The organism is Rhodoferax potami (assembly GCF_032193805.1).
Lineage (GTDB): Bacteria > Pseudomonadota > Gammaproteobacteria > Burkholderiales > Burkholderiaceae_C > Allorhodoferax > Allorhodoferax potami_A.
Window position 1 is genome coordinate 2388761 of sequence record NZ_JAVBIK010000001.1, and the last position, 25201, is coordinate 2413961.

The 25201-nt window shown below is 60.7% G+C and carries 24 protein-coding genes and 1 pseudogene; 13 read left to right on the plus strand and 12 right to left on the minus strand.

What is annotated here, in order from left to right:
* Positions 1 to 5: 5 nt before the first annotated feature.
* Positions 6 to 653, minus strand: a complete 648-nt coding sequence (locus RAE19_RS11425) for a response regulator transcription factor (protein WP_313874997.1) — start codon at positions 651 to 653, stop codon at positions 6 to 8.
* 90 nt (positions 654 to 743) lie between these two features.
* On the minus strand, positions 744 to 1184 hold the full coding sequence (locus RAE19_RS11430; RefSeq protein WP_313874998.1) for an FKBP-type peptidyl-prolyl cis-trans isomerase: 441 nt from the start codon (positions 1182 to 1184) through the stop codon (positions 744 to 746).
* Positions 1185 to 1280: 96 nt separating this feature from the next.
* On the opposite strand from RAE19_RS11430, the gene RAE19_RS11435 reads away from it, so the two are divergent.
* Together RAE19_RS11435 and RAE19_RS11440 are read left to right on the plus strand one after the other, a co-directional pair.
* Positions 1281 to 2441, plus strand: a complete 1161-nt coding sequence (locus tag RAE19_RS11435; protein ID WP_313874999.1) for an HD domain-containing phosphohydrolase — start codon at positions 1281 to 1283, stop codon at positions 2439 to 2441.
* Between the two features lie 55 nt (positions 2442 to 2496).
* On the plus strand, positions 2497 to 3069 hold the full coding sequence (locus RAE19_RS11440; protein WP_313875000.1) for a histidine phosphatase family protein: 573 nt from the start codon (positions 2497 to 2499) through the stop codon (positions 3067 to 3069).
* On the opposite strand, the gene RAE19_RS11445 is transcribed toward RAE19_RS11440, so the two are convergent.
* Positions 3070 to 4029, minus strand: coding sequence for a demethoxyubiquinone hydroxylase family protein (locus RAE19_RS11445; protein WP_313875001.1), 960 nt, complete (start codon positions 4027 to 4029; stop codon positions 3070 to 3072).
* A gap of 78 nt (positions 4030 to 4107) precedes the next feature.
* Positions 4108 to 4671 (minus strand): pyridoxamine 5'-phosphate oxidase family protein, encoded by a 564-nt coding sequence (locus tag RAE19_RS11450; RefSeq protein WP_313875002.1) that lies wholly within the window; start codon positions 4669 to 4671, stop codon positions 4108 to 4110.
* Between the two features lie 215 nt (positions 4672 to 4886).
* Here RAE19_RS11450 and RAE19_RS11455 point away from each other — a divergent pair, with 215 nt between their 5' ends.
* Positions 4887 to 6098 (plus strand): GGDEF domain-containing protein, encoded by a 1212-nt coding sequence (locus RAE19_RS11455; RefSeq protein WP_313875003.1) that lies wholly within the window; start codon positions 4887 to 4889, stop codon positions 6096 to 6098.
* 136 nt (positions 6099 to 6234) lie between these two features.
* On the opposite strand, the gene htpG is transcribed toward RAE19_RS11455, so the two are convergent.
* Positions 6235 to 8226, minus strand: coding sequence for a molecular chaperone HtpG (htpG, locus tag RAE19_RS11460; protein WP_313875004.1), 1992 nt, complete (start codon positions 8224 to 8226; stop codon positions 6235 to 6237).
* Between the two features lie 127 nt (positions 8227 to 8353).
* On the opposite strand from htpG, the gene RAE19_RS11465 reads away from it, so the two are divergent.
* Positions 8354 to 8938 carry a hypothetical protein gene (locus tag RAE19_RS11465; RefSeq protein ID WP_313875005.1) on the plus strand — a complete coding sequence of 195 codons (585 nt, stop codon included), beginning with the start codon at positions 8354 to 8356 and terminating at the stop codon, positions 8936 to 8938.
* An 18-nt stretch (positions 8939 to 8956) separates the two neighbouring features.
* Complete coding sequence (locus RAE19_RS11470; protein WP_313875006.1) at positions 8957 to 9223, plus strand: TfoX/Sxy family protein; 267 nt, start codon at positions 8957 to 8959, stop codon at positions 9221 to 9223.
* A gap of 27 nt (positions 9224 to 9250) precedes the next feature.
* On the opposite strand, the gene RAE19_RS11475 is transcribed toward RAE19_RS11470, so the two are convergent.
* The 7 genes from RAE19_RS11475 to RAE19_RS11500 form a co-directional block, all read right to left on the minus strand.
* Positions 9251 to 10519 (minus strand): esterase/lipase family protein, encoded by a 1269-nt coding sequence (locus RAE19_RS11475; RefSeq protein ID WP_313875007.1) that lies wholly within the window; start codon positions 10517 to 10519, stop codon positions 9251 to 9253.
* 13 nt (positions 10520 to 10532) lie between these two features.
* Positions 10533 to 11099, minus strand: coding sequence for a pseudouridine synthase (locus RAE19_RS11480; RefSeq protein ID WP_430962531.1), 567 nt, complete (start codon positions 11097 to 11099; stop codon positions 10533 to 10535).
* The gene (locus tag RAE19_RS19445; RefSeq protein WP_430962532.1) at positions 11029 to 11559 is read right to left on the minus strand and encodes a S4 domain-containing protein; all 531 of its coding nucleotides are present in this window, start codon (positions 11557 to 11559) and stop codon (positions 11029 to 11031) included. The genes RAE19_RS11480 and RAE19_RS19445 overlap by 71 nt, the downstream gene beginning before the upstream one ends.
* A gap of 91 nt (positions 11560 to 11650) precedes the next feature.
* The gene (locus RAE19_RS11485; protein ID WP_313875008.1) at positions 11651 to 12259 is read right to left on the minus strand and encodes a retropepsin-like aspartic protease family protein; all 609 of its coding nucleotides are present in this window, start codon (positions 12257 to 12259) and stop codon (positions 11651 to 11653) included.
* A gap of 17 nt (positions 12260 to 12276) precedes the next feature.
* Entirely contained in the window at positions 12277 to 12525 is a 249-nt protein-coding gene (locus tag RAE19_RS11490; protein WP_313875009.1) for a DUF3297 family protein, read from the minus strand.
* Positions 12526 to 12563: 38 nt separating this feature from the next.
* Entirely contained in the window at positions 12564 to 14564 is a 2001-nt protein-coding gene (locus RAE19_RS11495) for a putative bifunctional diguanylate cyclase/phosphodiesterase (RefSeq protein ID WP_313875010.1), read from the minus strand.
* A gap of 41 nt (positions 14565 to 14605) precedes the next feature.
* Positions 14606 to 15349, minus strand: a complete 744-nt coding sequence (locus RAE19_RS11500; RefSeq protein ID WP_313875011.1) for a Crp/Fnr family transcriptional regulator — start codon at positions 15347 to 15349, stop codon at positions 14606 to 14608.
* Between the two features lie 176 nt (positions 15350 to 15525).
* Between RAE19_RS11500 and RAE19_RS11505 the strand changes: the two genes are divergently transcribed.
* The 8 genes and pseudogenes from RAE19_RS11505 (at position 15526) to RAE19_RS11540 (ending at position 25191) form a co-directional block, all read left to right on the plus strand.
* On the plus strand, positions 15526 to 17478 hold the full coding sequence (locus RAE19_RS11505) for an AMP-dependent synthetase/ligase (RefSeq protein WP_313875012.1): 1953 nt from the start codon (positions 15526 to 15528) through the stop codon (positions 17476 to 17478).
* Positions 17475 to 18260: an ABC transporter ATP-binding protein gene (locus RAE19_RS11510; protein ID WP_313875013.1), complete on the plus strand. Its 786-nt coding sequence runs from the start codon at positions 17475 to 17477 to the stop codon at positions 18258 to 18260. Before RAE19_RS11505 ends, RAE19_RS11510 begins: the two co-directional genes overlap by 4 nt.
* A gap of 13 nt (positions 18261 to 18273) precedes the next feature.
* Entirely contained in the window at positions 18274 to 19203 is a 930-nt protein-coding gene (locus RAE19_RS11515) for a branched-chain amino acid ABC transporter permease (protein ID WP_313875014.1), read from the plus strand.
* 11 nt (positions 19204 to 19214) lie between these two features.
* Entirely contained in the window at positions 19215 to 20291 is a 1077-nt protein-coding gene (locus RAE19_RS11520) for a branched-chain amino acid ABC transporter permease (RefSeq protein WP_313875015.1), read from the plus strand.
* Positions 20292 to 20363: 72 nt separating this feature from the next.
* On the plus strand, positions 20364 to 21695 hold the full coding sequence (locus tag RAE19_RS11525; RefSeq protein WP_313875016.1) for an ABC transporter substrate-binding protein: 1332 nt from the start codon (positions 20364 to 20366) through the stop codon (positions 21693 to 21695).
* Between the two features lie 178 nt (positions 21696 to 21873).
* Positions 21874 to 22683, plus strand: a complete 810-nt coding sequence (locus RAE19_RS11530; RefSeq protein WP_313875017.1) for an ABC transporter ATP-binding protein — start codon at positions 21874 to 21876, stop codon at positions 22681 to 22683.
* A gap of 85 nt (positions 22684 to 22768) precedes the next feature.
* Positions 22769 to 24023, plus strand: a pseudogene (locus RAE19_RS11535) (phenylacetate--CoA ligase family protein).
* A gap of 196 nt (positions 24024 to 24219) precedes the next feature.
* Positions 24220 to 25191 carry a tripartite tricarboxylate transporter substrate-binding protein gene (locus RAE19_RS11540; RefSeq protein WP_313875018.1) on the plus strand — a complete coding sequence of 324 codons (972 nt, stop codon included), beginning with the start codon at positions 24220 to 24222 and terminating at the stop codon, positions 25189 to 25191.
* The last annotated feature ends 10 nt before the right edge of the window (positions 25192 to 25201 follow it).

The following is a 25201-nucleotide window of genomic DNA, read 5'->3' on the forward strand; positions in this document are numbered from 1 at the left end:
TGGCGTTACAGCTCGCCGGGAGTGGTGGTTCCGCTCTGTGTGCGGATCGCATAGGCGGCCATTTCTGCGCTGTTGCGGATACCGAGCTTGTTGCGCAGATTCTCCCGGTGTTTGCGGACTGTGCCTTCGCTGATGTTGAGCTTCAGGCTTATCTCCTTGCTGGTCAGGCCGTCACCCACCAATTGCAGGATGGTTGTTTCGCTGCTGGTGAGCTTGTGTTCAGTATTCTGGGATTCGGCGTCATCGACAAAGAGACTGGCGATATCAGCGCTGATGTAGCGCCTACCCTTTGCAACTCTTCGGATGGCAAGCAGCAGTTCGCTACCGCTCTCGTTCTTCGGCAAATACCCTGCTGCGCCCAGCGCAAGTGCCGCCCTTACCGAGCCAGAGTCCATGCGTGCAGTCACCACGAGGGTGCGGGTTGCAGACTTTGCGGCTTGGAGCTCTCGCATCACTCCCAAGCCATCAAGCCCCGGCATACCAAGATCCAACAGGAGGATATCGGGCTGAAGGTGTGCTGCCAGTTCTACTGCCTCTTGGCCACTGGGTGCGACACCCACGCAGTGCATGTCGGTTTGGCTGGAGAGCAGCATCTGCAACGCGTCTGCGAGCATGGCGTGATCTTCAGCAATCAATATGCGGATGGGTGACATGGCAAAAGCGTTTCGGGGGGCGGGTTATCCGTGTAGTGGCCGTTCAAACTAGAAATCGCGCGGACCCAGTCTGAGCAGCCGTCACACCAATTACTTGCCGTTCACACCCAACAACTCCACCTCAAACACCAGCGTTGCGTTCGGGGGGATCACGCCACCCGCGCCACGGGCACCGTAAGCGATGTCCGGCGCGCAGGTCAGCTTGGCTTTGCCGCCGGTTTTCATGCGCTGCACACCCTCGGTCCAGCACGGGATCACGCCATTGAGCGGGAAATCAATCGGCTGGCCGCGCTTGTACGAGCTGTCGAATTCACGACCATCCGGAAAAGTGCCTTTGTAATGCACGGTCACCTTGTCAGTGGCTTTGGGGCTGGCCCCGGTGCCTTCTTTGAGGCTGCGGTACACCAGCCCGCTGGCGGTGACGACGGCGCCATCTTCTTTGGCAGCGGCTGCCGTGACAGCGTTTTGGGCAAATGCGCCCTGGGCCAACAAGGCCAGAGCAACACAGGAAATACGGAGGCTGGTTTTCATAGTGGGTCGTAGAGTGAGGTTGAAAATCAAATGGGTGTCGGAACAGACTTGCCAAATTTTTACGCAAGGCGCCCATATCGCGCAACAATGGCTGCCATGAAGTTGTACCCCATTTTGTCTGCGCTTTCGCCGCACGATGTGGTCGAAGCCCCGCCCCGTGAAGGGCTTGCCTCCCAATTAGAGATGATTCATCGTCTGGTCAGCACGCGCGTCGCGGTGGTCGACCGGATTGCGGTCGTCGCTCACGATGTGCAGACCGGGCTCTTGAAAACCTTGGTCAGCAGTAGCCACGACGATGGCCGCCCGCTGCACCACGAGGTCGCACTGGCCGATGTGCCTACCCTCAGCGCTATGGCCCGGCAGCGGGGCACGCGGGTGATCCACGACATAGCCAGAGACTTCCAGTCTTCTTCCCACAGCACCTGGCTCAAGCTCCACCATTACCAGTCCAGCGTGACCACGCCCATTTATCAGGGCAATGAATTGGCAGGCTTCCTGTTTTACGATGCCAAGCAGCTCCATGCATTTACCGACGCTGATGTGGAGGAATTGGTCGAATTCACCGATCTGATTGCCCACCTGTTTTTGACGCAACGCCGTTTAGCCCGCGGCATTGTGAGCGCGATTCAGGTGGCGGTGGATATGGCCCGCTCCCGGGACTTCGAGACCGGTCAGCACCTGGAGCGCATTGCGTATTACTCGCGCATCATGGCGCGTGCCCTGGCGCAGAGCCACGGCCTGAGTGACGAGTACATCGAGTACTTGGAGTTGTTCTCACCGCTACACGACATCGGCAAAGTGGGAATCCCGGATCACATCCTGCTCAAGCCCGGCAGGTTGGATGCGGAGGAATACGAGATCATGAAGCGCCATGTGCCCATGGGCGAAAGCATCATCCGTCGCATCAGCCAGGACTTGGGGCTGGTGGGCAGCCTGCAGGAGCAGGTCATGCGCAACATTGTGGCGACCCACCACGAACGTGGTGATGGGTCCGGTTATCCCCGCGGGCTCACGATGGACCAGATTCCCCTGGAGGGACGCATTGTGGCGGTGGCGGACGTGTACGACGCGCTCAGTAACCGGCGTGCCTACAAGGACTCCTGGAATGACGACGCCGTGTGCACCGAGCTGCGTGCAGAGGCGGCAAAGGGTTTGCTGGACAAGACCTGTGTCGAGGCGCTGCTGGCCGCCACGGACGAAAGGGCGTCGATCAAGCTGCGTTTTGCGGATGCACGGGTCGCTGACGACTACGCCTAAAGGGGCATTTATGGGCGTGCCTGCTGTTGGCGAACAGGTCTGAAAAAATGGCCCCATGAAAAATTTGCAGCATTGGTTTCGTGGCCTTCTCTTTGTGTCACTTGCGTGGTCCGCGGCATTCGCTGCTGGTGCCGTGAATGCCAGTGGTGCTGGAGCAGAGTTGAAGCCCGGCAGCGTGGTACTGGTCCGCCATGCCTTGGCACCCGGTGTGGGTGACCCCGCGCAATTCGTGTTGAATGACTGCAGCACCCAGCGCAACCTCAATGACGAGGGGCGGGCGCAAGCGGTGCGCATTGGCAAGTTTTTCCGGCAGCTCCCGGTGCCCGTTGAGGCGGTCTGGTCCTCCCAATGGTGCCGGACCCGTGAAACCGCCGACCTCGCTTTCCCGGGCCAGCGCTTGGACCAGGCTGCATTCAATTCATTTTTCGGTGAGCTGGATGCTGCCCCGACCCAAACCCAAGCTGCCCGGGCATTGCTCAACGCCTGGGCGGGCAAAGGGCTCTTGGTGGTGGTGACCCACCAAGTCAACATCACCGCCATTACCGGCGTGGTACCTGCATCCGGCGAGGCGGTGGTGCTCGGCCGGCGCAATGGTGTCTGGGCCGTGACGGGGCGCCTCACACCCTGATCAGATGCGCCGTGTGAGCCACACGCCGATCATCGAGCCAGCGCCAATCGCTCTGCACCACGCCCTGACACCCCAGCCCGGTGCTGCGACCAGTTTGTTGCTCGCCTCCTCAAGGTGTTCTCGCTCGTCGTTGCGGCAATCGCTCAAGAGCCTTTGCAGCGTGGCGGCTTCGGGTCGGCCCGCAATCCGGTCCAGTTGGTCTTGGTAGTGTTTATCGACAAAGGTCTCGATCGCCGCAACAGTGGCATACACCGCAGGCGGTCCGACCAGCGCCGGCAGTGCGCCGGTCACAAAACCTGCGAGCCTCCAAAGGGGTAGCAGCCAGCTGCGGCGCAGGGGAGGCAGCAAGGCGTTCATGACTTCCAGGTGTTCTTGTTCAGTCTGCAGGTGGCGCCGCGCGAGCTCTTGAATGTCGGGGTGGCGCGAGGCCCACAGCATGCCGCGGTACACCGCAACGGCGCCGGTCTCGCCCGCATGGTCTGAGCGCAGGTCGGCCACCATGTCGGCGGGCAAGTGCGCCAGCTCAGCGGCCCGCACCCACTGTTGCAAATGGGGCCTGAAGCGCAAAAAGTGGACATAGGCCCACTCGAGCACCGGAGTCACCCCCGGCAACCGCCCGAATCGACCCAGCCAGCGCCAGCCCGGCATGGCCAGCCACAAAGACACAAAAGCGGCCGCGCCACTGAGCATGCGCCCGTCTGCCTGCCGCACATGGAAACGTGCCAGCAAACGCGCTTGCTCTGCAGGCTCCAGCCCACTGTGCACTTCGCTCACATCCAGCCACTGCACCGGCTGCAAAGACGCTAAGGACTGGTAGAGCCCGATCTCACGTCGACACAAGGGGCAGGAGCCATCGAACATGACCGTGAGCCCGTCGCACGAGCGTTCAGCGGGTGGGGCGGCTGCGTGCTCAGGGGCCGTTGATGGTGTCGGGGAAGAGGGGCGGATCGCTGCGGGCATGGGCTGCTCAAGAGCGCCAGAACATGCTGGCAGCCCCGGTTGTAGCGCAATGCCGCAGGCCTTGTTTGCGACGCGGGTTTAGGGAACCCGCCATGTCCACTTGGTGCGGGTCAGGCTGGCGCGGCGGTGGCCGCTTCGTGCGAGTTCGAGCCAGTCAATCTCGTGCACCTGCAGCTTGATGAGTGCGAGGTGGTGGGCTCCGCCGGGGCTCCCGGCGCGCGCGTCGGCTGCCGCTTCCAGTGCTGCACCCGGTGCCTGAGCCGACAGGTAGTCCCCAGCGGCTGCGGAGGTACTGATACGTGCCCACACCGCGTCCACCTCCGGGCCGCTGCGCACCACAGTGGCTTGCGCCCGCACACGGAGCTGCCAGCTCAATCGCTTGCTCCAGAACACCAGGCTCACCTGAGGGGCGGCCTCCAGCTCGGCGACTTTGGGGCTGCGGCTGTCGGTGTAGATGTGCAACACGGCTTGCCCGGCATCGGCGTGGCGCAACACGACAGTGCGTGCTTGCGGCGCACCATCCACCCCCAGAGTGGCCAGCACAGGTGTGCGCCACTCGTGGTGCCGGTCAGGTACTGCGCGCTGTAACTCCTGCCAAATGCGGTGGCGGATCTCCGATTCGCTCAAAAGAGGTGTGTCCACAGGTACGGGCTGCCGGTGGCAGTGCTGGAAATGAGGGGCCCATGATATCGGCGCGCCCCCGGGGCTGTAGTCGGAGGGGCAAGTTTAGAAAAACAGCGTTTTTCAGTTCTGCAGCCCCCGGCGCATGGAACAATATTTGCTCAGTCGTTGATATCAACACGCGATGTCGAGGCCATTCCCGCAGAGGAAAGCCCATCCGTTTTCAGGGAGCGGTTTTGTACACGACGGTTCACCTGCGGCTCGACGCCGCGACTTTGGTTTTCGCCATCAGCCTCTTGGCGTTCAGTCTCGCCATCCTCTGTGCGCTGCTCGCGCGGGGCAGTGGCTCTAGGCGTTTGGGTTTGCATGAGTGGTCTGCAAGTCTGGCCCTGGCTTCGCTTGCTTTTTTCCTGTTCTTTTTTCGGGGGACTGGCCCCTGGGTTTTGACCTATCTGCTTGCTAACCTGACGATGTTGGCCGTGGTGCCACTCACCATGCTGGCCTACGCCAAGCTCTTGAAGGTCTCGGCGCCCTTGAGCAGCATGGTTTTGAGCGGTGCGGTTGGCTTGTCGGGTGTTTTGGCGGTGTTTTTCCTGGAAACCGCGCCCGAGTTCGGGGTTTTCTCCATGTCGATGGCGATGGGTTTTCAGCTGGTGTTGGCGGCGTGGATGGTGAGGGGCGCACGCGGGCGCTCTGGGGCGCATTGGCGAAGGGTGTTGAATCTGATGCACGGCCTGGGTGCACTGGTGTTCTTTGTCAGGGCGGGCATGGCACTGAACGGGAATGCCGTGCAGGTGTCGACGGTTGCGAACTCTCCTACGCAGATCGTGGCGCTGTGTGTGGGGGCTTTGTATTTCACGGTGGTGACGGTGGTGTTTGTTGTGATGGTGAGTGAGCGCATGCACTCCGAGATGCGCGACCGCTTGCGCCGCGATGGCCTGACGGGTCTCTACACCCGCACCGCTTTCTTTGAAATGGTCTCCACCAAGGCGGCCCGCTTGCAAGCGCAGGGCTATGCACTGGTGATGGTGGATATGGACAACTTCAAGCGCATCAACGACAACTTCGGCCATGCCGGTGGAGACGCGGTGCTGGCACATGCCGCCCGCATGCTGTCGCAGTGGACCCGGCTGTCAGACATCGCGGTGCGCTACGGCGGGGAGGAGTTTTGTGTGCTGCTACACGCCTGCTCTGCCGAAGAGGCAGGCCGCTTTGCCCGGCGCTTGGTGGACGAGGCGGGCAAGCAATCTGTGCGCATGAAAGATGGGCGCAATGTGCGCTTTACGTTCTCAGTCGGCTACGCGTGTGCCCCGGCCGGGCAAACCAGCCATAGCGTCGAGTCGCTGGAGGCGGTGATCGACCAGGCTGATCAGGCGCTTTATGCCGCCAAGGCGGCCGGTCGTAATCAGGTGCAGGCTTTTACAGGAAGGCCGGTGCACGGGGTGTAACGCCTGTACTTCATTAAAAAGCCCCGAACATCATCCGATGTCGGGGCTTGGCGTACATTTTGCTATTAATTAAGTAGCGTATTGTGGCCCTTTTACGAGGGTTGGAGGCCGATTTGCCTCCTGTTCTCGGTTGGCCTTACACCAGCAGCGCATTCACTCGCTTCACGTACTCGGCGGGGTCTGCTGGCAGGCCACCTTCCGCCAGCAAGGCCTGGTCGAACAGGATGTGGGCCAGGTCGTGGAAGTGCACCGAGCCGTCCAGCTTTTTCACGAGCGGGTGATCGGCGTTCACTTCTAGCACAGGCTTCACTTCGGGTGCGCTCTGGCCGGCTTGCTTGAGCATGCGCGCCAGCTGGGTGCTCATGCCATGGTCTTGCACCACGAGGCAGGCGGGGCTGTCCACCAGGCGGCTGGTCACACGCACGTCGTCAGCCTTGTCCTTGAGTGCTTCTTTCAGCTTGGCGAGCACGGGCTTGAAGGTTTCGGCAGCTTCTTCAGCCGCCTTCTTCTCAGACTCGTCTTGCAGCTTGCCCAGGTCCACTGCGCCTTTGGCCACGCTTTGCATCGGCGTGCCGTCAAAGTCGTGCAGGTAGTTCAGGGCCCACTCGTCCACGCGGTCTGTCATCAAGAGCACTTCGATGCCCTTTTTCTTGAATACTTCGAGTTGCGGGCTGTTCTTGGCGGCGGCCAGTGTGTCGGCGGTGATGTAGTAGATGGCCTCTTGGCCTTCTTTCATGCGCGCCTTGTAATCGGCCAGTGCCACGGTGGCCGTGTCGCTGGTGGTGGATGCAAAGCGCAGCAGCTTGGCCAGGCGGTCTTTGTTGCCGAAGTCTTCGCCCAGGCCTTCTTTGAGCACCGCGCCGAATTCGGCGTAGAACTTGGTGTACTTGCCCAGGTTGGCCTCTTGTTCGGCCTTTTCTTCAGCGCTAAGGACGTCTGTTACGCCGTCGGCGGCTTCCGGCAGCTTGTCGTTCTTGGCCAAGGTTTCCAGCATGGAGAGCACACGCTTGGTGTTGCCATCGCGAATGGCTTTTACGTCGCGGCTTTCCTGCAGCAGCTCGCGGCTCACGTTCAGGGGCAGGTCGGCGGAATCCACCACGCCTTTCACAAAACGCAGGTAGCTGGGCAGCAGGGCTTCGGCGTCGTCCATGATGAACACGCGCTTCACATACAGCTTCAAGCCGGCCTTGTGATCGCGGTTGTACAGGTCCATGGGCGCTTTGCCGGGGATGTACAGCAGCTGGGTGTATTCGGTGCTGCCTTCCACCCGGTTGTGGGTGTGGGCAAGGGGCGCTTCAAAGTCGTGGCTGATCTGCTTGTAGAAATCGTCGTACTGCTCTTGGGTCACGTCTTTCTTGGCGCGTGCCCAGATGGCGTTGGCCTTATTGACGGTTTCCCACTCGCCGGTCTTGACCATGCCACCGGGCTGGCGGCCGCCGTTCTCGTCTCCGGGCGTGATCAACTCGCCGTCTTTCCACTCTTCCTTTTCCATCTGGATGGGCAGGCTGATGTGGTCAGAGTACTTGTTGATGATGCCCTTGACCTTCCAGGCTTGGGCGAAGTCAGTAGCGTCTTCGCGCAGGTGCAGGATGACGCTGGTGCCGCGCGCTTCGCGGGTAATGCCTTCCACTTCAAACGCGCCGCCGCCGCTGGCGCCGCCGTCACTGACCCAGCGAACCGCTTCATCGGCCTTCAAGCCGGCACGGCGGGATTCGACGGTGATCTTGTCAGCCACGATAAAGCCGGAGTAAAAGCCCACGCCGAACTGGCCGATCAGGTTGCTGTCGGCCTTCTGGTCGCCGCTGAGCTTGCTCACAAAGTCTTTGGTGCCGCTCTTGGCAATCGTGCCCAGGTTGTCGATGGCTTCCTGCATCGACAAGCCAATCCCGTTGTCGGTAATGGTCAGCGTCTTGGCGTCCTTGTCGAAGGTGACTTTGACCTTCAGCTCGGGGTCGTTCTCGTACAAGCCGCTGTTGTTGATCGCTTCAAAACGCAGCTTGTCGCAAGCGTCGGACGCGTTAGAGATCAACTCGCGCAGGAAAATTTCTTTGTTGGAGTACAGGGAGTGCGTCACCAGGTGCAGCAGCTGGGCTACTTCGGCCTGGAAATTCATGGTTTGCTTGGTCATAGTTCCGTCTCTGAGTCTCAAAAAAGCGATGTGCGCCGCCAGACATTTCGCTTGCGACGCGGGCAACCCTTAATTATGGGCGCCGGGGTGGGTTTCAAGAGGCTGGGCAGATGGTTAGCATTGCCAAATGCTTCAAAACAAGAAACTCCGTGTCCGGCTAGCTGTCGCCTTTTTTCTGTTCATTCTTTTGGGCTTTGGTCTGACCGCTGAAATGACGGAGTACTTGATTGCTACGACCCGACTGTCAATTTGGGCATGGCGGCTGATTTTTGCCCTTGGCGGAATTCTGTTGTTGGGCTTTTGGTGCATTCCGTCTTGGCATAGCCGCCTCAGTGCTGGGCTGGAACACAAAATGCCGACGCACATATTTCGGGTTCTGCTGGGTTTTCCGGTGATGGCACTATCCCTTGCAGGTGTACTTGTTGCAGCGCCTTTGGGCTATGTCTATGGCTTGGCCTACCTCACAGGTTCCCTCCAAACTGGAGTGTCAGCGGTCGTATTGAAGGCAGAGCCTGTCCGGACATCGGGGAAAGGTTGTAAACAGGATTTCACATTTCGCCTAGATGGCGCCACCGGTGAGGCTTGTGTGCAAGGGCGTGTTGTCGGCCCTTTGCCAGTGACGGGTCAGCGAGTTGAGCTGCGAGGTATCCGGTCCGTTCTAGGTTTTTGGGTTCGAGAAATTCATACGACAGCCGTATCCGCACCCAGTTAGCGGTCACGAGATTCGCCCATGGTCAGCCACCTTGCCCGTCTTCCCAATCTAGGCCCCAAGTCACAGGCGATGCTGATCGCTGCAGGCATCCACACCTTGGCAGACCTGCATCGCCTGGGTTCGGTGGCGGCTTACCTCCAAGTCAAGCGCCAAGGCGGCAACGCCAGCTTGAACTTGCTTTGGGCTCTGGAGGTAGCGATCAGCGGCCTGCATTGGCAGGAAGTCGCCCGCAAGTACCGCACCAGCTTGCTGCTGGCCCTCGAAGATGCGGAGCGCCGTGCTTGAGTGGCAGCTGTGACAGGCGTGACAGGCTCAGGCCAACCAATTGACCAACAGGTCGCGCACCACAGGGCTGCTAAGCAACTCCATGTGATGGAGCCGGTACACCACGGCTTGCTGGTTTTTGGCGAAGCGCAGGGTGCGGGCGGCATCGTCGTGCCGGCCCAGGGCGCTCTGCAGGGGCACCAACCCGTCGCCTACTAGGCGCTCCGCCAGCAGGCTGCGCGGTTTGGCTACGGTGGCGGCCACGGTGTAGCAGGCCACGCCCTCGGGCAGGGGCAGGTGGGTGCGCCGGCCGGGTTGGCGGCGGAAGCGGTCGTGGCCTTGCCAGTCGGACGCTTGCACCAAGCCGTAGCGCAGGTCGGTGATGCCGGCGCTGCGCAGCTGGCCCAGCTTGGCCAGCGGGCGTGAATACGGCGTGCTGCCCAGCACCACATCGACCCAATTGCCCGCGCGCTCCAGCGGCGCACCGTGGTGGGGTGTGCCCAAGAACACCAAGGCCTTTAGTAAAGGGCGCCATGCGACCACTGTGGCAGCGGTTTGCGCTTGGGCGCAGGCACTGCGCGCCACCAGCCCGCCCATGCTGTGCACCAGCACGGTTATGCTTTCTACCGCCACAGGCCAGTGCGCTACCAGCTCGCTTAGCTTTTCTGACAGCGCTGCGCCATTGACTGAGGTGTGCAGGCCGGTGTTGTAGCGCACAAAAACAGGGGTGTAGCCATGGGCTTGCGCCAGCGCGGCGGCGTGGCTGGTGGGGGTGCCGTCTGCTCCCGCATGTTCCCACTGCAGGTCGTTCATGCACAGGCCGTGCAGCACGATCAGTAGCTTGCAGTTGACCGCTGTCGGGGCCGGCATGTGGCCGGGCTCCAGCACAACACCGTTAAAGCGCAAGCTCATGGGCGTGGCCAGCGGGTTGCCGGTGGCGGCCAAGTGGTCGCCCAGCACGCCATTGAGCGCAGCCACGACGGCGGCACGTTGGGGGGATTCAGGGGGTTGTGCGCCAGCAGTTTCCAGCAAAGGGGTGAGGGCGCGCAAGGCGGTATCTGCCGACTTGCCGACCAGGGTGGTGATGCCGCGCACTGCGCTGTAGACCCAGCCGGTCAGGCCGGTGGCTTGCGGGTGGCTGCCTGTTTGGGTGCTGCTGGTGTCGCCCCGTGCGCCCAACGTGCCAAGCACCGACTGGTGCACGCCTTCGGCCATGCGGGCAAGCCCTAAGGTGCCCTGGGTGGCCAGCTGGGCTGCGCCCCGCAGGTCTGTGGCGATGGCTTTGGCAGAGACCTTGGTGCGGGGCGGTGTGGGCATAAGCGCCTTGTATTTAAAACTTTTCGTGCGGCTGCAGGTAGCGCCACTGGCCCACCGGCAGATTGCCCAGCATCACCTTGCCCACGCGCACCCGTTTCAGGCCCACCACTTTCAGGCCGACCAGCTCGCACATGCGGCGGATCTGGCGTTTTTTGCCTTCGGTCAGCACAAAGCGCAGCTGCTCCGGGTTCTGCCATTCCACTTTGGCGGGCTTCAAGCGCTGGTCGTCCAGACTCAGGCCGTGGCGCAGCAGTTGCAGCTTCTCGGGTGGGAAAACGCTTTGCACGTCGCTGGTGATCGGGTCGTCATCGTCCAGGCGGATCAGTTGCTGAGGCTGGCCGCGGCCGGGCAAGCCGGGATAGGTGGCGGCGGGCGAATTCGCGGCGCTGGGGTTGGCAACCCCGGTGTAGGCCACGCGCACCAAATATTCCTTCTCCATGACCGAGTCTTCACCGATCAGCTGGCGGGCCACGCGGCCATCCTGGGTGAGCACCAGCAAACCAGTGGAGTCAATGTCCAGCCGGCGCGGGCACCAGGCTTTTGAGCTGGCTGCCGTGGAAAAAGAAGCGCGCGTTGTCATCGCGCCAGCGGTTCTGCGGCTGAATCAGCTTGATGGCGGGCTCGTGCCCGTCTTCGGCCTGCCCGCTCACAATGCCCAGTGGCTTGTTGAGCAGGATGGTGACCTGGTTGGCCTGCTGGCCTTGGGCCTGCTTGTCAATTTCGATGCGCACATCTGGCAGCACTTGCATGCCCATCTCGGCCACCTTGCCGTTGACCTTGACCCAGCCCTTGCCGATCCACTCGTCCGCTTCGCGGCGGGACGCCATGCCGAGGTCGGCCATGCGCTTGTTCAGTCGCACGGTGCCGCCGGCGCCATGGGCGGCGGTGTTGCTCTGGCCCTGGGGAATGGCGCGGTTGCCTGAAGGGCGGTTGGCTGCTGGAGGTGGGGCGCGTCGTGCGCCCGTGGTGAGGGCGGCTTCATGGGCGGCCGGTGGAGGCGCGCGGCGCAAAACAGGGCGGGGCGAAGTGGGTTCGGTCATGGTGCGGATGCTATGTTTTTAGGAGCTGCTTGCGCACATTCCATGAGCGCTAGAGGCAGATTTTGCTACTAATCGGCAGCGGATGCCAGTGTTAGCGAGGTTTCAAGACCATCTGGTCTTTTCCAAGAATGACGTCAAACTTGGACAAAAAGGATTGGCCGAGCAAGGCCTGATTGTCGTCGCCCACCGACAGGCCAATGCCGATCCGGACCCGGTTGACTTCTACCGGGCCGATTTGAACGGGGATTCCCTCCACAATGCGCCCGGGCCGGTCGCCATTGGCGGTGCGGAAAACAGTGGAAGTGCCGCCTGTGAGTTGGGCTTGGCGCGCAAAGGTTTCACTCACCGTCACCAGCGAGGCCCCGGTATCCACCAGAAACATCACCTCCCGGCCTTGGATGCGGCCCGGTGCATAAAAATGTCCGTCCGGAGCTCGCTGGATGACCAGATCGCCGTTGGCCTGTATCCGGACCTGCTGCGGGCGCAGGTAGTACGTCATGCCGGCATACAGCAAGCCCATGACCGCGCACCAAAACAGAATGAGCGGAATCAGGCCGGTCTGGCGCGGTGCGGAGGGTGGGGATGCGCTCAAATGGTTGCGACTGAAGGCAGAAAACCGGGCCCGGGTGGCCTCCAGCTGGCGCTCTTTGTCTGTCTCGCGCTGCTGGCTGGGGTCCCCGTCCCGGTCTTCATGGGCCATAGTGGCTGGCTGCGGGCTTAGTTGTAGTAGGCCTCGACCTTGCCCTTGAGCTTGATCAGCAGGGGTTTGCCCTTGCGGTCTACGGTTTTGCCGGCGGGCACTTTGATCCAGCCTTCGCTGACACAGTATTCCTCGACGTCGTTGCGCTCTTTGTCATTGAAGCGGATGCCGATGTCGTGCTGAAACACGGCCGCCACATGGTGCGGGCTGCGCGGGTCGGCAGAAAGGTGGTCGGGCAGGGTGGGGCGTTCTGTGGTGTTTGTCATGGCCTGTATTTTCTCATTCCCGGGAGCTGGCGCATGCACTAGGCCCGCACTCTGGCCACAAAAGCAGCAGCCGGCATAGGTTTGGCAAACAGGTAGCCCTGGTATTGCTCGATGCCTTGGGCCTGCACCCACGCCAGCTGGGCCGGTGTTTCCACCCCTTCGGCCACGATGTGGAGCTGCATCAAGCGGCACATCGAGACGATGAGCTCGGCCACCGGGAGATTGGCCTCGATGTCTTGCACAAAGGTTTTGTCCACCTTCAGCACCTGGATCGGAAACCGGTTCAGATAGGCCAAGTTCGAGTAGCCGGTGCCGAAGTCGTCCACGCTGATCGAGAAGCCCATGCGTCGCAAATCGTCCAGCGTTTCGTGGGTGTGGGGTGCCACGCCGAGCAGCATCGATTCGGTGAGCTCCAGTTCCAGCCGCGCCGGTTGCGCCGCACTGGCGGTGACGATGCGGGCCAGGCGGTTCAGCAACTCCGGGTCGCGGAACTGGCGGGGAGAGAGGTTGATGGAAATCTTCAAGTCCAGCCCTTCACGGGCCCACTGCACTTGCTGCCGCGCAGCTTGCTCAAACACCCAGTCGCCCAGGGCATTGATCATGCCGGTGCTCTCGCAGGTGGGAATGAAGGCGTCCGGCCCCACGACGCCGCGCAGCGGGTGGTTCCAGCGGATCAGCGCTTCGGCGCCGCGCACTAGGCCGGTGGCCACATCCACGCGTGGCTGGTAGTACAGCTCAAACTCTTGGCGGGTCAGGGCGTGGCGCAGCTCGGTTTCCAGCTCCAGCCGCTGCTGCACCCGCTGCGCCATGGGTAACTCGAAGATGTTGAGCGCATTGCGGCCGCTCTCTTTGGCGCTGTACATGGCCAGGTCGGCATTGCGCAGCAGGGTGTCCAGCTCCTGGCCGTGTTCGGGGTAAAAGCTCACGCCCACACTGGGGGTGACGATGACTTCGGTGCCATGGAGTTGAATGGGCTGCGCTACGGTGCTGCTCAGGCGCTGACGCACGCGCTCCACCTCGTCGCGGATGTTGTGCGCCACCATCAGGATGAGGAACTCATCCCCGCCCAGCCGGGCCACCATGTCGCTGCTGCGGGTAATCAAGCGCAGCCGTTCGGCCACTTGCACCAGCAGGGCGTCGCCCGCGGCATGGCCCAGGGTGTCGTTGATGTCTTTGAAGTGGTCCAGGTCGATGTAGATCAGCGCAGCCTCGGTCACGCCTTCTCCCATGTCGCGCAAGGTGTCGGCAAAGCGCTGCATCACATGGCTGCGGTTGGGCAGGCCGGTCAGGGAGTCGTGCCGCGCCAGGTACTGGGAGTGGTCTTGCGCGTGCTTGATGGCCGTCACATCCACTTCGCTCATCAGCACCGCATCGCGCCCGGTGACCGCATCGCGGCACAGGCGCACCGACACCTCGTGCCAGCGCAGGTTGCGGGTGGTGAGGGTGGGCAGGGTCAGGGTGGCCTCACCGTTCAGCTCGAGCATGGCCAGCATGCGCTCCAGCGCTTCTATGTCCTGAAACCGCTCGGCCATGCGCATGTTGAGGTTGGGCACCGATTCGCGGGCTGCGGGGTTGCGGTACAGCACCCCGCCTTCCCGGTCGTAGAGGGTGATCATCACATCGGTGTGCAGCAAGGCTTCTACCGAGCGCAGCGCCTCGGGGCGGTCGGGTTCAATGATGCGGCTTTCGCACAGCATGGCCATGCGCCCGTCCGTCATGTGGATGCCGCTGAGCTGCATATTCATGGAGATGGGCACGCCAGCGGGGTAAATGGTCCACTGCTCGCTGAAGTTGGCGCCGTCCTGCACAAAGTCGCTCTGGTATTGCTTGAGCCGCTTGGCCACTGAGGCCGACATGTCTGCCCCCATGTCGCGGCTGCACAGCTCGGACAGGCTCTCTGCACGCCAGAGGGTGAGCGCGGCATCGTTAGCCCAGTGCACCTGGCTTTGGTCGATATCGAACACCCAGATCGGCAGACTGATGCGCTCCAGCAGGCGAAAGTCCTGCCTGCGTGCTTCCAGCTCTTCGCTTGTCAGCATGGTGATTCCCTGTGGTTGAGGCGCATCTTCGAGGAGGTGCGCTACGTCAACGGGCGGGTAAACACTTTGGAGCGAAGGGCTTGCAAATCCAGCACGCGCAAGCCACCGTATTCGACCCTGATGACGGCCTGTGCCTCCAGGGCGTTGAGTGCTTCATTCACCCGCTGGCGCGAGAGGCCGGCCAGGTACGCCAGCTCCTGCTGGGTGATGCGCAGCACCTCACCCACGCCGGGGTAGAGCACCGGGTTGAACAGCGAGGCCAGGCTGCGCGCAACCCGGATGTCGGGGTTGGTCATGCGGTCGATTTCGCGGGCGGCAATGAACTGGCCCAGCCGCTCGTTGAGCTGGTTCATCACAAAGCGGTTGAAGGCAATTGAGTGATCGAGCAGCCAATGAAAAGTGTCTACATGCAGCCCCGCCACCAGACTCTTGCGCAGGGCCTGGATGTTGTAGCGGTAGGTCTCGCGCTTGAGGGCGGTGCCCTCCCCGAACCAGCCGCCGGGCGGCACGCCGGTGAAGGTCATGGTCTGGCCTTCGGCGTTGTCGCTGCTCATCTTGAGCAGGCCGTCGATCACGCCAAACCAGTAGGTCACCGGCCGCCCCATGCGGCACATGTATTCACCGGGCTCGGCCTCGGCAATGCGCAGGTCATCGACTGCGCGCTCCCGGTCGGCAGGGGCCAGCAAATTCAGCCAGGGAATTGCGTCCAGCTCTGCGGGTGTGAGGGGGCGCCGGCGCTGGTGCAGCGTGGCGTCAGTGGCGGATGCGATGCGTGGGGTGGACATGGTGAGAGCTTCATGGTGCCGGCGTGTAAGTTGCCATTCAGCGAAGGGAAAACACCTACCGAGATTCGCTTGAATTGTCGTCCAAACGACAACTTGGCGTCAAATGCAGTCCTACTATTCGGGTCATATCAAAGTCCGCATCGAGCACACCGCGGGCCATAACGAGGTGACACGCAATGGGTACGCACACGACATTTCCGCAGCTGCTGCTGCAACACGCAAGTCAGCGTCCGCAGGCCGCTGCCATGCGCGAAAAGGAATACGGCATCTGGCAATCACTGAGCTGGGGTGACCTTGCAGTGATGGTGGAACAGCTGGCGGCCGGACTGCACCAGGCAGGCTTGCAGCGCGGTGACCACATGGTGGTGGTGGGGGCCAACCGCCCCCGCTTGTACGCCACCATGCTGGCCGTGCAAAGCCTGGGCGCTGTGCCTATTCCGCTCTACCAAGACGCTGCCGCTCCCGAGTGTGTGTTCCCGATCAACAACGCCGAAGTGCGCTTTGCCTTTGCCGAAGACCAGGAGCAGGTCGACAAACTGCTGGAGGTGCGCGAGCAGTGCCCACAGCTCCAGCACATTTACTTTGACGACCCACGCGGCCTGCGCAACTACGACCAGCCCGGGCTGGCTGGTATGGACGAGTTGCAGGCGGCAGGCAAAGCCTTTGCGGCGATTCACCCAGCTTTCTTCCGCGATGAAGTGGCCAAGATCACGCACACCGATGTGGCTGCCATGTTCTTCACCTCGGGCACCACCGGCAACCCCAAAGGGGTGGTGCATACCCACGACTCTTTGCTCAACCGGGCGCGCGCCGGTGCTGATTTCGACAAGCTCACCAGCGCCGAAGAGGTGCTGGCCTATATGCCACCCGCCTGGATCGGGCAGAACATCTTCAGCTACGCGCAGTGGTTGTCTTGCGGCTATGTGGTGAATTGCCCAGAGAGCAGCGCGACTGCCACCATCGACCTGAAGGAAATCGGGCCGACTTACTACTTCGCTCCACCCCGGGTGTTTGAGGGCATGCTCACCAGCGTGATGATCCGCATGGAAGACGCGGGCAGCATCAAGCGCAACATGTTCCATTACTTCATGGATGTGGCCAAGCGCGTGGGCCCGGCCCTGATGGATGGGCTGGAGGTGTCGGGTGTTGACCGCGCTTTGTATGCCCTGGGGAATGTGTTTGTTTACGGCCCCTTGCGTAACACCTTGGGCCTCAGCCGCGTGCGGGTGGCCTACACCGCCGGCGAGGCGATCGGCCCCGACCTGTTTACTTTTTACCGCTCGATTGGCATCAACCTCAAGCAGCTCTACGGGTCTACCGAGACGGCGGTGTTTGTGTGCTTGCAGCCGGACAACCAGGCCCGCGCCGACACCGTGGGTGTGCCCTGCGCGGGGGTGGAGATCAAGGTGGCGGATAACGGAGAAATCCTGGTCAAGTCGCCCGGACTGCTCAAGGAGTACTACAAAAACCCTGCCGCTACTGCCGAGGTGTTGACGGCCGACGGCTGGTATCACACCAGCGATGCGGGCTTTATTGATGCGCAGGGGCACCTGAAGATCATCGACCGCGTAAAAGACGTGGGGCGCATCAAGGGCGGTGCATTTGACGGCGCCATGTTTGCGCCCAAATACGTGGAGAACAAACTCAAGTTCTTCCAGCACATCAAGGAGGTGGTGGCCTATGGCGATGGCCGCGACCGGGTGTGTGTGCTGATCAACATCGATTTTGACGCGGTGGGCAACTGGGCCGAGCGCCGCAACTTGCCCTATGCGGGCTACACCGATCTGGCGCAAAAGTCCCAGGTCTATGAGCTGATCAAAGAGTGCGTGGAAAAGGTCAACGCCGACCTGAGTGCCGATGCCCTCTTGGCCGGCAGCCAGATCAGCCGCTTCCTGGTGCTGCACAAAGAGCTGGATGCCGACGATGGCGAACTCACCCGCACCAACAAGGTCCGTCGTGGCTTTATCGCCGACAAATACCAAGTCCTGGTGGATGCCCTGTACGAGGGTAAGAGCACCCAATTCATTGAGACCGTGGTGAAGTTTGAAGACGGCCGCACCGGCAGCGTCAGCGCCACGCTGCGAATCGAAGATACCCAAACCTTTGCCCCCGTAAAGGCTGCAGCATGAGCGAAAAGAAAATCGGTGACGTCATCCTCGACGTCAAAAACATCTCCCTGCGTTTCGGGGGCGTGAAGGCGCTGACCGACATCAGCTTTGATGTGCGCGAACACGAGATCCGCGCCATCATCGGACCTAACGGCGCGGGCAAGAGTTCGATGCTGAACTGCATCAATGGCGTGTATGCCCCCCAGGAAGGTGCCATCACCTTCCGTGGTCAGCAGTTCAAACATATGGACAGCCACCAAGTGGCCACCATGGGCATTGGCCGCACCTTCCAGAACTTGGCCTTGTTCAAGGGCATGAGCGTGTTGGACAACATCATGTCCGGCCGCAACCTCAAGATCAAAAGCAACATCCTGATGCAGGCCCTGCGCATCGGCCCTGCCGAGCGCGAGGAAATCCAACACCGCGAGGCGGTGGAGCGCATCATCGATTTTCTGGAGATCCAGGCCTACCGCAAAACCCCGGTGGGCCAACTGCCCTACGGCCTGCAAAAGCGGGTGGACTTGGGCCGCGCGCTGGCAATGGAGCCGCAGGTGCTGTTACTCGACGAGCCCATGGCCGGCATGAACGTCGAAGAGAAGCAGGACATGTGCCGCTTTGTGCTGGATGTGAATGACGAGTTCGGCACCACGGTGGTGTTGATCGAGCACGACATGGGCGTGGTCATGGACATCAGCGACCGTGTGGTGGTGCTCGACTACGGTAAAAAAATCGGCGATGGCACCCCCGACGAAGTGCGCAACAACGCCGATGTGATCAGTGCCTACCTCGGCACCAGCCACTGAAGGGAATGGAATCATGGGTTTTTTTCTAGAAACACTGTTTGGCGGCCTCATGGCCGGCATGTTGTATGCCCTGGTGGCGCTGGGCTTTGTGCTGATTTTCAAAGCCTCTGGCGTTTTCAACTTCGCGCAAGGGGCCATGGTGCTGTTCGCGGCACTGGCCATGGCACGTTTCTCTGTGTGGATCCCTCAGTGGCTGGGGCTGGAGAGCAAGTTCTTGGGTAATTTGCTGGCCTTCTTTGTGTCGGCGATTTTGATGTTCGTCTTGGCGTGGCTTATCGAGCGCTTGGTGTTGCGCCACCTGGTGAACCAGGAAGGGGTGACCTTGCTGATGGCGACCTTGGGTATTACCTACTTCATCGACGGAGCGGGTCAGACCATCTTCGGAAGCGATATTTACAAGATCGATGTGGGCATGCCCAAAGACCCGATCTTCTTGTTTGAGTCGGTATTTGAAGGTGGCGTGCTGGTCAATCAAGAGGATGTGATTGCCGCTGTCGTGGCTGCTGTGCTCGTTGCAGCACTGTCGCTCTTCTTCCAGAAAACCAGTACCGGCCGTGCGCTGCGCGCTGTGGCAGATGACCACCAGGCTGCACAGAGTATCGGCATACCACTGAACCGCATCTGGGTGATCGTGTGGTGCGTCGCAGGCATCACCGCCTTGGTGGCAGGGATCATTTGGGGCTCCAAGCTCGGGGTTCAGTTTTCGCTGACGACCGTCGCTTTGCGGGCCCTGCCGGTGATTATTTTGGGTGGGCTCACGTCAGTGCCCGGCGCGATTATTGGCGGCTTGATCATCGGCGTCGGTGAGAAGCTGTCCGAGGTGTACCTCGGCCCGATGGTGGGCGGCGGTATCGAAATCTGGTTTGCCTATGTGCTGGCGCTGGTATTCCTGCTGTTCCGGCCACAAGGCTTGTTCGGCGAAAAAATCATTGACCGCGTCTAAGGAGCTACTTCATGTTTTACAGAGAGAACGGTCAGTTCAAAACCAGCTACCGCGCTGACCAGCAGATTTTTCCCATCGTGCAAGACCGTTGGGGCCTCCTGGTGCTGTTGGCCATCGCTGTGTTTGTGGTTCCGATGCTGGTCGACGAGTACATGTTTCGTGCGATCTTGATTCCCTTCTTGATCCTGTCCCTGGCAGCTTTGGGTGTGAATGTACTGGTGGGGTATTGCGGGCAGATCTCGTTGGGCTCCGGCGCATTCATGGCGGTGGGTGCCTACATGGCCTACAACACCTATGTCCGGATCGAGGGCGTTCCCTTGATCGTAGCCCTGCTCAGTGGCGGCTTTTTTGCAACGCTGGTTGGCATGTTCTTCGGGATACCGAGCTTGCGGGTTAAAGGCCTGTATTTGGCAGTAGCGACTTTGGCGGCGCAGTTTTTCTGCGATTGGGCCTTCTTGCGGATTGGCTGGTTTACCAACAACAACGCATCGGGCTCGGTGTCGGTGTCCAACCTGTCCATCCTGGGCTGGACGATTGACTCACCCGTCGACAAATACTTGCTGTGCCTGGCCTTCGTGGTGTTATTCGCCGTGATGATCAAGAACCTGGTGCGCTCTGCGATCGGTCGTGAATGGATGGCCATTCGCGATATGGACGTGGCAGCTGCGGTGATCGGTATTCGTCCGGTGTACGCCAAGCTCAGCGCCTTTGCCGTGAGTTCTTTCATCGTGGGTGTGGCCGGGGCGTTGTGGGGCTTTATCCACCTTGGCTCGTGGGAGCCTGCGGCCTTCTCGATTGATCGCTCTTTTCAGTTGTTGTTCATGGTGATCATCGGCGGCATGGGGTCCATCATGGGGAGCTTCTTCGGGGCCGCATTCATTGTGATCTTGCCCATCTTTTTGAACCAGTTCCTGCCAGCGGTGGGCGACCTGTTCGGCGTCAGTATTTCGACCGCGCTGGTCTCGCACACCGAGTACATGGTGTTCGGTGCCTTGATCGTCTGGTTCCTGATTGTGGAGCCGCACGGGCTGGCCAAGCTCTGGTCTATCGGCAAGCAAAAAATGCGTCTTTGGCCTTTCCCGCATTGAGATGTTCAGACATCTCCGTTCTTTGAAAGTCCGGCTTTCCTCTCTCGCTTCAACCAACTTAGGAGACACAACATGAAGCTTCGTCAACTCGCAATCGCCGCCAGTGTGGCTGCCGCCGGGGTGTCCGCTCTGGTGGGTACCTCGTCAGCTTTCGCCCAGGACAAGGAGCAATTTTTTCCTGTGCTGGTGTATCGCACGGGTGCCTATGCGCCGAATGGCGTTCCCTTTGCCAATGGTTATGTGGATTACCTCAAGCTGGTCAACGCCCGCGGCGGCCTCAATGGGGTGAAACTTTCGTTTGAAGAGTGTGAGACTGGCTATGCGACCGACCGGGGTGTCGAGTGCTACGAACGTTTGAAAGGCAAGGGTGCCACAGTGTTTCAGCCCCTGTCGACCGGTATCACGTTTGCGCTGACCGAGAAGGCTCCCGCAGACAAAATTCCATTGATCACTGCTGGCTACGGTCGCAGTGAATCGGCTGATGGCGGCGTGTTCAAGTGGAACTTTCCTTTGGCCGGCACCTACTGGGTGGCTGCTGACGTATTGATTCAGCACATCGCCAAAAAAGAAGGCGGCTATGACAAGCTCAAAGGCAAGAAGATTGCCTTGGTTTATCACGACAGCCCATTCGGCAAAGAGCCGATCCCCTTGCTGCAAGAGCGAGCAGCGGCACACGGCTTTACGCTGAGCTTGTTGCCAGTGACCCATCCCGGTGTTGAGCAAAAGGCGACCTGGTTGCAAATCCGTCAAAACCGCCCCGATTACGTGCTGAACTGGGGCTGGGGCGTCATGAATTCCACCGCCCTCAAGGAAGCGCAAGCCACCGGTTACCCACGCGACAAAATGTATGGCGTCTGGTGGGCTGGTGCTGAACCTGACGTGAAAGACGTCGGTGAAGGTGCCAAGGGCTACAACGCCGTGATGATGCAGCACGGTGCCGAAACTGGCGCGCCTGTCATCAAAGAGGTCTTGGACAAGCTCCATGGCAAGGGCCAAGGTACCGGACCGAAAGAAGAGGTCGGCCAGGTGCTCTACATGCGCGGAATGATGAGCGCCATGCTGGCTGTGGAAGGCGTGCGCGCTGCCCAGGACCGTTTCGGCAAGGGCAAGGTCATGACCGGAGAGCAAGCACGCTGGGGTTATGAGAACCTGAACCTGACGCAACCCAAGTTGGATGCTCTGGGCTTCAAGGGCGTGATGCGCCCGATTTCTACCAGCTGCCAAGACCACATGGGCGCGGCATGGGCGCGTGTTCACACCTGGAACGGCAAGTCTTTCGACTGGACCTCCGATTGGATGCAAGCCGACGACCAAATCATCAAGCCGATGGTGAAGGCCGCAGCGGACAAGTATGCCGCTGAGAAAAAGCTCACACGCCGCGCGGGTAGCGACTGCCAGTCTTGAAAGCACCCCCGTTGACCGCTCACTGCGTGTAGCGGTTCTCCCCCCTCCGGGGGACAACACCAGCGGCCCGGCGTAGCCGGTTCCGCGGTGTTTCTGGAAGGGTGGCTTGCTCCGCATGCCACTCTCCAGATGAAAGCGCCGTGCATCGGGGCTTTCATCTGGTCAAAAAGGCTGAGTTATGGAACCGAAAAACATCGTTCTCAACGTGAATGGCATTGAGGTCATTTACAACCACGTCATTCTGGTGCTCAAGGGAGTTTCCCTTCAGGTGCCCGAAGGCGGCATTGTGGCCATCCTCGGGGGGAATGGGGCGGGAAAAACCACGACGCTGCGGGCCGTCTCCAACCTGCTGGCCGGAGAGCGGGGCGCGGTTACCAAGGGCAGTATCGAGCTGCGCGGCGAGCGCATCGAAAACCTGAGCCCTGCCGACCTGGTGCAGCGCGGTGTGGTGCAGGTCATGGAAGGACGGCACTGTTTTGCCCACCTGACGATCGAAGAAAACCTGCTCACCGGCGGTTACACCCGCAAGAGCAAGGCCGAGGTGGCGGCCAACCTCGAGAAGGTTTACAACTACTTTCCTCGCCTCAAGACCCGCCGCACCAGCCAGGCGGCCTATACCTCGGGCGGTGAGCAACAGATGTGTGCCATTGGCCGCGCGCTGATGGCCAACCCCAGCATGGTGTTGCTGGATGAGCCTTCGATGGGCCTGGCGCCACAGATTGTGGAAGAGGTGTTTGAGATCGTAAAAGACCTCAACGCTAAAGAGAAGGTCACATTTTTGCTGGCCGAGCAAAACACTAACATGGCCTTGAAGTACGCCGATTACGGCTACATCATGGAAAGCGGCCGGGTGGTGATGGACGGCGCGGCCGCAGACCTGCGCAGCAATGAAGACGTCAAAGAGTTCTACCTCGGGGTGGGCGGCAGCGAGCGCAAGAGCTTTAAAGACGTCAAGAGCTACAAACGCCGCAAGCGTTGGCTGGCCTGAAATTTATAAGAAATATGGTGCTAGCGCTCATTAAATAAGCGCAAGTAGCTACTGATTTAATAGCAGAAATGCCGATGGAGTGCTTATGACCCCTGCCTACGACGCCCTGGAAACCCGTTCGCAGGCCGAGCGCCATGCGGCCCACATGGCAGCCCTGCCCCGGCAAGTAGCCCATGCACAACAGCACAGCCCGGCGTTTGCGGCGGTGCTACAAGGGGTCGATGCCGGCACCATCGTGAACCGCGAGGCGCTGGCGCGCTTGCCGGTCACCCGCAAGTCAGAGCTGCAAGCGCTGCAACAATCGGCCCGTGCGCAAGCGGGCAATGTGTTTGGCGGCTTCAGCACCATTGGTTTTGGTGCCGCCATGCGTCGGGTGTTTGCAAGCCCGGGTCCGATTTATGAGCCCGAAGGCACCGCGCCTGACTACTGGCGCATGGCGCGCGCCATCTATGCCGCGGGCTTTCGCCCCGGTGAGTTGATCCACAACAGTTTCAGCTACCACTTTGTGCCTGCCGGCTCGATGATGGAAACCGGCGCCCATGCCTTGGGGTGTACCGTGTTTCCGGGCGGCACGGGCCAGACCGAGCAGCAGGTGCAGGCAATGGCCGAACTGCAGCCCGCCGGCTGATATCGGTACCCCCAGCTTCTTGAAAATCATTCTGGAAAAAGCCTTAGAGATGGGTGTGGCACTCCCCAGCGTGACCAAAGCCATGTTTGGCGGCGAGGCCTATCCGCCGTCGTTGCGTGACTGGTTCACGGCCCATGGCGTCGATGGCTATCAGTGCTACGCCACTGCGGACCTCGGGCTGATTGCGTACGAGACCCGTGCCCGCGAAGGCTTGGTGCTGGATGAGCAGGTGATTGTCGAGATCGTCCGGCCCGGCACGGGCGATCCGGTGCCGGAGGGCGAAGTTGGGGAGTTGGTGGTAACCAGCTTGAACCCGGACTACCCCCTGATACGGTTTGGCACCGGCGATTTGTCAGCCGTGCTGAGTGGCCCATGCCCGACGGGGCGCACCAACACCCGAATCAAGGGCTGGATGGGGCGTGCGGACCAGACGACCAAAGTGCGCGGCATGTTCGTGCATCCCAAACAGATTGACGAAGTGGTCAAGCGTTTCCCGGAGATTGGCAAGGCGCGCCTGGTGGTTAGCGGTGAAATGGCCAATGACCGGATGACCTTGATGCTTGAAGTCGATGGCTCCCACGAGGGCTTGGCCCAGCGCGTGGCAGACGCGGTACGGGATGTCACCAAGCTGCGGGGAGACGTCAGCCTCGTGAGCCCCGGAAGCCTTGCCAACGATGGCAAAGTGATCGAAGACGCCCGCACGTATCAGTAACGGTTGTGGCCGCGTTGCCTGTACCGAGGGTTTTCCCGAGCTGTTGAACGCCACAGTTACAAGGTTTTTCAAGTCCCGCTAAATTGAGGCCGGCAAATCTAGGGGCTTCTAAAAGACCCCGTGACTTGAGTGCTTCCCGCATGACAGAGCGCAACAGTGCGCGCTAAACTGAGATCCCTCAACTGGAGACAAACCAATGAAAAAATTACTCGTTGCAACCGCAGCCATGCTGTCCGTATCTGCCTTCGCGCAGGCATACCCCGCCAAGCCCATCACCATCGTGGTGCCGTTTGCTGCAGGTGGTCCTACCGATCGCGTGGCACGTGACCTGAGCGAATCGCTGCGCAAGCAGCTGGGTGACGTCAGCATCATCATCGACAACTCCGCAGGCGCCGGAAGCTCCATCGGCACCAGCAAAGTGGCCAAGGCGGCACCGGATGGCTACACCTTGTTGCTGAACCACATTGCGATGGGCACTATGCCCGGTTTGCTGCGCAATATGCCTTTCAAGGTCGAGTCTGATTTTGAATACCTCGGCATGATTAATGACGTGCCCATGACCTTGATCGGCAAGCCCGACCTGCCAGCCAAGTCCTACAAAGAGTTGACCACCTGGATCGGCCAGAACGTCGGCAAAATCAACCTGGGTAACGCCGGTGTCGGCTCCGCCTCTCACCTGTGCGGCTTGCTGTTCCAGAATGCCGTCAAAGTGGACATGACCACCGTGCCTTACAAAGGTACTGCCCCGGCCATGACCGACCTGATTGGTGGCCAGATTGATCTGATGTGCGATCAGACCACCAACACCACCGCGCAGATTGAAGGCAAAAAAGTGACTGCTTACGCAGTGACTACATCCAAGCCCCTCACGACAGCAGCCCTCAAGACACTGCCCACCCTGCAAAGCCAAGGTTTGAGCAACTTTGAAGTGACGATCTGGCACGGCCTGTACGCCCCCAAAGGCACACCTGCTGATATTCAGACCAAGCTGAACACTGCACTCAAGGCCGCGTTGAAAGACCCTGAGTTCATCAAAAAGCAAGAAGCGCTGGGCGCAGTGGTGGTGACGGACAAGCGTGTCGAACCCGCTGAGCACAAGAAGTTTGTGGCGGCTGAAATCGCCAAGTGGACACCGATCATCAAGGCCGCAGGCGTTTACGCCGACTAAGCGGATCGCA

What these genes read in the sequence shown, in the direction of transcription:
- RAE19_RS11500 (WP_313875011.1), bottom strand. Translation starts at nt 15,349, where the DNA reads ATGTCCACCCCACGCATCGCATCCGCCACTGACGCCACGCTGCACCAG.
- RAE19_RS11530 (WP_313875017.1), top strand. Translation starts at nt 21,874, where the DNA reads ATGGAACCGAAAAACATCGTTCTCAACGTGAATGGCATTGAGGTCATT.
- RAE19_RS11525 (WP_313875016.1), top strand. Translation starts at nt 20,364, where the DNA reads ATGAAGCTTCGTCAACTCGCAATCGCCGCCAGTGTGGCTGCCGCCGGG.
- htpG (WP_313875004.1), bottom strand. Translation starts at nt 8,226, where the DNA reads ATGACCAAGCAAACCATGAATTTCCAGGCCGAAGTAGCCCAGCTGCTG.
- RAE19_RS11505 (WP_313875012.1), top strand. Translation starts at nt 15,526, where the DNA reads ATGGGTACGCACACGACATTTCCGCAGCTGCTGCTGCAACACGCAAGT.
- RAE19_RS11480 (WP_430962531.1), bottom strand. Translation starts at nt 11,099, where the DNA reads ATGACAACGCGCGCTTCTTTTTCCACGGCAGCCAGCTCAAAAGCCTGG.
- RAE19_RS11495 (WP_313875010.1), bottom strand. Translation starts at nt 14,564, where the DNA reads ATGCTGACAAGCGAAGAGCTGGAAGCACGCAGGCAGGACTTTCGCCTG.
- RAE19_RS11520 (WP_313875015.1), top strand. Translation starts at nt 19,215, where the DNA reads ATGTTTTACAGAGAGAACGGTCAGTTCAAAACCAGCTACCGCGCTGAC.
- RAE19_RS11470 (WP_313875006.1), top strand. Translation starts at nt 8,957, where the DNA reads ATGGTCAGCCACCTTGCCCGTCTTCCCAATCTAGGCCCCAAGTCACAG.
- RAE19_RS11515 (WP_313875014.1), top strand. Translation starts at nt 18,274, where the DNA reads ATGGGTTTTTTTCTAGAAACACTGTTTGGCGGCCTCATGGCCGGCATG.
- RAE19_RS11465 (WP_313875005.1), top strand. Translation starts at nt 8,354, where the DNA reads ATGCTTCAAAACAAGAAACTCCGTGTCCGGCTAGCTGTCGCCTTTTTT.
- RAE19_RS11435 (WP_313874999.1), top strand. Translation starts at nt 1,281, where the DNA reads ATGAAGTTGTACCCCATTTTGTCTGCGCTTTCGCCGCACGATGTGGTC.
- RAE19_RS11485 (WP_313875008.1), bottom strand. Translation starts at nt 12,259, where the DNA reads ATGGCCCATGAAGACCGGGACGGGGACCCCAGCCAGCAGCGCGAGACA.
- RAE19_RS11425 (WP_313874997.1), bottom strand. Translation starts at nt 653, where the DNA reads ATGTCACCCATCCGCATATTGATTGCTGAAGATCACGCCATGCTCGCA.
- RAE19_RS11445 (WP_313875001.1), bottom strand. Translation starts at nt 4,029, where the DNA reads ATGCCCGCAGCGATCCGCCCCTCTTCCCCGACACCATCAACGGCCCCT.
- RAE19_RS11430 (WP_313874998.1), bottom strand. Translation starts at nt 1,184, where the DNA reads ATGAAAACCAGCCTCCGTATTTCCTGTGTTGCTCTGGCCTTGTTGGCC.
- RAE19_RS11510 (WP_313875013.1), top strand. Translation starts at nt 17,475, where the DNA reads ATGAGCGAAAAGAAAATCGGTGACGTCATCCTCGACGTCAAAAACATC.
- RAE19_RS11490 (WP_313875009.1), bottom strand. Translation starts at nt 12,525, where the DNA reads ATGACAAACACCACAGAACGCCCCACCCTGCCCGACCACCTTTCTGCC.
- RAE19_RS11540 (WP_313875018.1), top strand. Translation starts at nt 24,220, where the DNA reads ATGAAAAAATTACTCGTTGCAACCGCAGCCATGCTGTCCGTATCTGCC.
- RAE19_RS11475 (WP_313875007.1), bottom strand. Translation starts at nt 10,519, where the DNA reads ATGCCCACACCGCCCCGCACCAAGGTCTCTGCCAAAGCCATCGCCACA.
- RAE19_RS19445 (WP_430962532.1), bottom strand. Translation starts at nt 11,559, where the DNA reads ATGACCGAACCCACTTCGCCCCGCCCTGTTTTGCGCCGCGCGCCTCCA.
- RAE19_RS11440 (WP_313875000.1), top strand. Translation starts at nt 2,497, where the DNA reads ATGAAAAATTTGCAGCATTGGTTTCGTGGCCTTCTCTTTGTGTCACTT.